The organism is Micromonospora sp. NPDC049580, assembly GCF_040675595.1.
Lineage (GTDB): Bacteria > Actinomycetota > Actinomycetes > Mycobacteriales > Micromonosporaceae > Micromonospora.
The window spans coordinates 1-6,330 of record NZ_JBFAPG010000376.1 but is presented as its reverse complement, the minus strand read 5'-3'; the positions used below and the strand labels follow the sequence as shown (position 1 = coordinate 6,330).

Below are 6,330 nucleotides of genomic sequence, written 5' to 3'. Positions count from 1 at the left end.
AAAAACGAGGCCCGTTACCGGATATCCGGTAACGGGCCTTCTGACCTGCTTGTACAGCTGGTGGGCGATACTGGGTTTGAACCAGTGACCTCTTCCGTGTCAAGGAAGCGCGCTCCCACTGCGCCAATCGCCCGTGCATAATGCCGAGGTGGGGACGGGATTTGAACCCGCGTGGACGGCTTTGCAGGCCGTTGCCTCGCCTCTCGGCCACCCCACCGAGGTTGCCCCCGTCACGCGTGGCGGCAGCTCCGAGCGGACGACGGGATTCGAACCCGCGACCCTCACCTTGGCAAGGTGATGCGCTACCAGCTGCGCTACGTCCGCACGCCCCCGGCGTTCCCGGGTGACGGATGAGAACTTTAGCCGAGCCGGTGAACGACTGCCAACTCGGGGGTCTGTGTCGGCGCGTCCCCTCCCGCCCGGGAGCGCCGAGCGGGGGCCGCGTGCCGGGTCCCGGGGAGGGTCGGACTCACTCGCCGCAGGCTTCCTAGGGAGCTGGCCTGGTTTCTCGACTGACTCCCGGCCGTCACACTCCGGCATCGTGCGACGCTCGGTGTCGCCACCGGGACAACGGCCCCTCGCCCGGCGGCGACGCGCGCCCGCGGCGAGCGGCGGACCTCGACGAACACCGCCGGGAGACCGAACCGCGGCACCCTGGAAAGTGTCCGACTTCCGACTCTTAGCCCACGAAACGGACGGTGGCGGTAACTGTTCGTGTTCGGGTGGATGGGCTACGGTAACGGTCGTGACGAGACGTGCGGCCGAGATCCGCCTGGATGCCCTGCTGCGCACGGCCTGCGACGTGATCGTGGAACGCGGTCTGGCCAACACCCGGACGGCGGACGTGGCACAGGCCGCCGGTGTGAGTCAGGCCCTGGTGTTCTACCACTTCGCCACCAAGGAGCGACTGCTCGCGCAGGCGTTCGCGTACGCCGTCGAGCAGGATCTGGCCCGCCTGGACGCGGTCACCCGCTCCTCCGCTCCGCCGTTGACGAAGCTCCGCAGGATCCTCAAGCTCTACACCCCGGCCGGTCGGGCGACCTCCTGGTCGATGTGGATCGACGGCTGGTCCGAGTCGCTGCGCACCCCCGAGTTGGAGAAGGTGTCCCGGCGGCTCGACCTGCGCTGGCGGCAGGATCTCGCCGCCGTCATCTCCGCCGGGGTCGCCGACGGCACCTTCCAGTGCGCCGACCCGCAGGGGGCCGCCTGGCGGATCAGCGCCGTGATGGACGGCCTCGCCGTGCAACTCGCCGTGCACGACCGGGTGATCTCCCGCCGGCAGTTCGGGGAGTGGGTACGGCTGGTCACCTCCCGGGAGCTGGGCCTGGCCCCGGCCGACCTGGACTGAGCGGCGACGGCGGAACGGCACCGCAGGTCGGGCCGGGCAAAACGGGCTCGGGCCACCGCGCCGAGGAGAACAATCGACGGCATGGACCTGCTGGAGGCGTACCGCCGGAGCCTGGCCGAGTTCGTCGACCGGGTGGACCAGGTCGGGCCCGGCCAGTGGGCCGAGGAGACACCGTGCCCGGACTGGGACGTCCGCACCCTGGTCAACCACGTGGTCGGCGAGGACCGGTGGAGCGTTCCGCTGCTCGCCGGACGCACCGTCGACGAGGTCGGCGACCGCTTCGACGGTGACCAGCTCGGCGCGGACCCGGCCGCGACGGCGCGGGAGGCGGCCGCGCAGGCCGAGATCGCTGTCACCCATCCCGGCACGATCGACCGCACCGTGCACCTGTCGGCCGGCCCGACCCCGGCCGCGGAGTACGTCCAGCAGCTCCTCGCCGAACACCTGGTGCACGGCTGGGATCTGGCGGTGGCGATCGGCGCCGATCCGCGGCTCGACCCGGACGCGGTGCGCGTGTGCGCCCGCTGGTTCGCCGGGCGGGTCGACGACTACCGGCGCGACAAGCTGGTACGCGACGACGCGCGGCTGCCCGCCGACGCCGACGAGCAGGACCAGCTGCTGGCCGCCTTCGGCCGCGACCCCGACTGGGCCCCGGGCCACTGAGCGGTCAGCGTCGGGGCCGCGTGTTGGCCAGTCCCCGGTCGCCGCCGTAGTGCGCGAGCACCCGGTGGTCCATCACCCGTCGCCACAGCGGCGGGACCAGCGCCACGACCACCATCGTCGCGTACCCGGCGGGCAGCTGCGGTGAGGTGTCGAAGCTGCGCAGCGTCTGGTAGCGGCGCAGCGGGTTCGCGTGATGGTCGCTGTGCCGCTGGAGCTGGAAGAGGAAGACGTTGGTGACCGTGCGGTCGCTGTTCCAGCTGTGCCGGGCGTCGACCTTCTCGTAGCGTCCGGCGGCGGTGCGCTGCCGGGCCAGCCCGTAGTGCTCCAGATAGTTGACCACCTCCAGCAGGGAGAAGCCGACCACCGCCTGCAGGACCAGGAACGGCAGCACCACCGGGCCGAAGACCAGGGTCAGCGCCGCGTACAGCACCAGGGTCATGGCCCACGCGTTGAGCACGTCGTTGCGGTGGGTCCACGGGGACCGGCCGCGGATGCGGAACCGGCTGGTCTCCAACCGCCAGGCCGAGCGCAGGCTGCCGAGGACGGTACGCGGCCAGAACGCCCAGAAGCTCTCCCCCAGTCGCGAGCTCGCCGGATCCTCCGGCGTGGCGACGCGGACGTGGTGGCCGCGGTTGTGCTCGACGTAGAAGTGCCCGTACGCGGCCGGCGCCAGGGCCACCTTGGACAGCCACCGCTCCACCCGCTCGCGCTTGTGGCCCAGCTCGTGGGCCGTGTTGATGGCGATGCCGTTGACCACCCCGACGGTGGCCACCAGGCCGGCGGCAGCGGCGAGGGAGAGGCTGTCGCGGGCCCACACCGCGCAGCACAGCACCAGTGCCGCGTACTGCGCCGGCAGGTAGAGGTAGGTGAGCCAGCGGTAGTAGCCGTCGGCCGCCAGCCGGGGCACGGCCTCCTCGGGAGGGTTCTTCCGGTCGTCGCCGAGCAGCAGGTCGACCACCGGGATCAGGCCGAAGACGACGGCCGGGGTGAGCCACCACGCCCAGGCGCCGCCGCCGGCCCGCCACAGCGCGAAGCCGACGAAGGGCAGCGCCGGCACCAGGAGCGCCAGCGGCCAGAGCGGCTTGCGACGGTCCCGCCAGGCGGCGGGCTCGACGGTCGGATCGGCATCGACGGTCATGGCCAACCTCCGGTCTCGCGTTCTGACATCGACAGTGACAGCCATCACGTTCATTTACAAGAGCGTACGTTTTGTAAAGTCGATTTATCTCGATCAGTCGGCGCGTCGGCGGTCGGGGGCCTTGCCGCGCCCCCGGTCGGCTGATATCCACAGATGCGCATGCGTCACCGCGCTGCGTCGGTCGGCAGCCGCCGGCCATCCCGCTCCCACGAGGAGGTCCCGTGCCACAACCGGAGTGGTCACCCCCGATGAGCCGGCGTCGACGCCGGCTCATCGCCGTCCTGGCGACGACCGCGACCATCGCCGCGCTGCTACCCACGGGCGCGAGCACCGCGGCCCCCGCCGGGGCGCCGTCCACGCAACGCTCGTCCGGGCCGTTCGCCGAGGGCAACCACGAGCCTGCCGACCTCGACAACCGCTCCGGTACGGCGGCACCCGACGCCCGCCAGCGCGGCCTGGCCCGCGCCGCTGATCCCGACGTGCGGTGGAACCGGTTCGGCACCCCGCAGGCACTCGGCCCCGGTCGTACCCCGCTCGCCACCGGGCTGCCAGGCGACCCGGAGGCCGCCGCCCGCGCCTACCTGAGGGCCAACCGTGACCTGTACGGCATGGACGCCGCGACGGTCGCCGACCTGGAACGGGTGCTGGTCCGACCGATCGGCAGCGGTGCCGTGGTGACCCTGCGGCAGCGCTTCGGCGACCTGCCGGCCGGGCCCGACGGCCTGGTCACCCTCGCGGTCCAGGGCGGCTCGGTGCTCGCCGTCAACTCCTCGCTGGCCCGCGACACCAGCGCGCCCGCGCCGGCCACCCGCACCGCCGAACAGGCGTACGCCGACGCGCTCGCCGACGCCGGGCTGACCGCGACGGCGGTGGCCAGCCACACCGTGCGCGCCGTGGCCGTACCCACCCCGCTGGACGGGCCCCGGGCCGCCTACGAGGTGACCATGATCGGCGCGGACGCCGACCACCCGGCGGCGTTCACCAGCTACGTGGACGGCAGCACCGGAAAGGTGCTGGTCCGCGAGGACCTCGTCGACTTCGACTCGGACAACCCGAGCTGGGCGGTCTTCCCGGCCACCCCGCCCCGCGACCTCGCCGCCGGGCAGGACCCGCGGGTGCGCTGGTGCGGTGACCCGGCCCCCGGCTGCCAGGTCGCCCAGCGGGACCCGGCCACCGGCCAGCCGTGGGACGTCGACGCGGCCACCGGCGCACCGACCTTCACCTCGCGCGGCAACTCGGCCAACACCGTGCTCTCCTGGGGCAACAACACCCCTGTCGTCCCGGCCACCCCCAGCGCGGAGCGCCGCTACGAATACCCGTTCACCGACCAGTGGCACCAGGCGAAGTGCAACCCGGCGGTGTTCACGTCGGCGCAGCGCAACGACGCGGACGCGGCGATCGCCAACCTCTTCGTCATGCACAACCGCATGCACGACTGGGCGTACCAGTTGGGCTTCACCGAGTCGGCGTGGAACCTCCAGGCGGTCAACCTCACCCCGTCCGGGCTGGGCGGCGACGCCGAGCAGGGCCGCGCCCAGCAGGGCGCGCTGACCGGCAACCGCAACAACGCCAACCAGGGCACCGGGCGCGACGGCCTGCCGCCGACCACCAACATGTACCTGTGGCAGCCGCAGGCCGGCGGCCCGTACCCGCCGTGCGTGGACGGCGACTACGACATGACGGTGATCGGCCACGAGTACACCCACGCCATCACCAACCGGATGATCGCCGGCCCGGACAGCGGGATCAGCGGCCACCAGGGCGGGGCGATGGGTGAGTCGTGGGGCGACCTGCTCGCCGCCGAGTACCTGTACCAGAACGGGCTGCGCGCGCCCGGCGAGTCGCCCTTCGTCACCGGCGGCTACGTCACCGGCAACCTGGTCAGCGGCATCCGCAACTACGACCTGAGCCGCAGCCCGCTGAACTACTCCGACATCGGCTACAACACCGGTGGCCCCGCCGTGCACGCCGACGGGGAGATCTGGGGCGCCACCAACTACCGGGTCCGCTCGGCGCTGGTGAAGCGGTACGGCCTCGGCACCACCCAGCGGCAGCTGGAGTGCGCGCAGGGCAAGGTCACCGCCGACAAGTGCCCGGGCAACCGGCGCTGGTCGCAACTGGTCTTCGACTCGTTCCTGCTCCAGGCCGCCAGCCAGGTCAGCATGCTCGACATGCGGGACAACATGCTCACCGCCGACCTGCTGCGCTTCGGGGGCGCGAACCAGGACCTGATCTGGGCCGAGTTCGCCCGCTCCGGGATGGGCCGGGACGCCGCCACCAACGGCGCCGCGGACACCGACCCGACGCCGAGCTTCGCCTCGCCGCACGGCGGCAACGCGACGCTCACCCTGCGCCCCCGCGGGGACAGCGCCGACGCGCCGATCCGGGTGTACGTCGGGGCGTACGAGGCACGGGCCACGCCGATCGCGGACACCGACCCGGCCACGCCGATCCCGGACACGGTGGAGATGGTGGCCGGCACGTACGACCTGCTGGCCGTCGCGCCCGGCTTCGGGCACCAGCGGCTCAGCGTGGTCGCCGACGCCGGCCGGACCGGCTACGTGGACCTGCGGTTGAGTCGCAACCTCGCGTCCACGACCTCCGGTGCCACGATCAGCGGCGACGGGGTCAACCTGGACCGGGTCGCCGACGACACCGAGGCGACGAACTGGGCCTCCCTGGACGGGGTGGCCGGCCGGCAGCTCACCGTCGACCTGCCGGGCGACGGCCCGCAGACGGTCAAGCGGGTGAACGTCAGCGCCATGCTGCGACCCGCGATCGTCGGGGACCCCGACACCGGCAGTCAGAACGCGCTCAGCGCGCTGCGCTCGTTCGCGGTGTCCGCGTGCGACGCGACGACGACCGACTGCGCGGACCCGACGCACTGGCGGCGGATCTACACCAGCGCGGGCGACGCGTTCCCCGGCGGGGCGTACCGGGCGTACAGCCGCGACATCAACCTGCGGACGTTCGCGGTGCCCACCACCCTCGCCACCCACCTGCGCCTGGAGGTGCTGGCCAGCCAGTGCACCGGCGGCCCGCAGTACGCGGGTGAGCAGGACGACGACCCGGCCACGACGACGGACTGCGCGACCGCCAGCCCGGCCCGGGCCCAGGTCAGGATCGCCGAGTTCCAGGCGTTCACGAAGTGACACCGTCGGGGCCGGCGGAGGACAGCCGG

At 72.6% G+C, this 6,330-nt stretch carries 4 protein-coding genes and 3 tRNA genes; 3 read left to right on the top strand and 4 right to left on the bottom strand.

Features of this window, described 5'->3' with window-relative positions; genetic code table 11:
- Positions 1-58: 58 nt before the first annotated feature.
- The 3 genes from AB0J68_RS24460 to AB0J68_RS24450 all read right to left on the bottom strand — a co-directional run bounded on the left by AB0J68_RS24460 (position 59) and on the right by AB0J68_RS24450 (position 324).
- Positions 59-133, bottom strand: a tRNA-Val gene (locus AB0J68_RS24460).
- Positions 134-146: 13 nt separating this feature from the next.
- Positions 147-217: transfer RNA gene (locus tag AB0J68_RS24455), tRNA-Cys, on the bottom strand.
- A gap of 34 nt (positions 218-251) precedes the next feature.
- Positions 252-324, bottom strand: a tRNA-Gly gene (locus AB0J68_RS24450).
- Positions 325-745: 421 nt separating this feature from the next.
- On the opposite strand from AB0J68_RS24450, the gene AB0J68_RS24445 reads away from it, so the two are divergent.
- Together AB0J68_RS24445 and AB0J68_RS24440 are read left to right on the top strand one after the other, a co-directional pair.
- Positions 746-1,348: a TetR/AcrR family transcriptional regulator gene (locus tag AB0J68_RS24445; protein WP_355139244.1), complete on the top strand. Its 603-nt coding sequence runs from the start codon at positions 746-748 to the stop codon at positions 1,346-1,348.
- A gap of 81 nt (positions 1,349-1,429) precedes the next feature.
- Entirely contained in the window at positions 1,430-2,011 is a 582-nt protein-coding gene (locus AB0J68_RS24440; RefSeq protein WP_354855441.1) for a TIGR03086 family metal-binding protein, read from the top strand.
- A gap of 4 nt (positions 2,012-2,015) precedes the next feature.
- Here the strand turns inward: AB0J68_RS24440 and AB0J68_RS24435 are convergent, their stop codons facing one another.
- A complete protein-coding gene (locus AB0J68_RS24435) occupies positions 2,016-3,149 on the bottom strand; it encodes an alkane 1-monooxygenase (protein ID WP_363940573.1) in 1,134 nt (377 codons plus the stop codon).
- A 221-nt stretch (positions 3,150-3,370) separates the two neighbouring features.
- Between AB0J68_RS24435 and AB0J68_RS24430 the strand changes: the two genes are divergently transcribed.
- Entirely contained in the window at positions 3,371-6,301 is a 2,931-nt protein-coding gene (locus AB0J68_RS24430) for a M36 family metallopeptidase (RefSeq protein WP_363940572.1), read from the top strand.
- Positions 6,302-6,330: the final 29 nt, after the last annotated feature.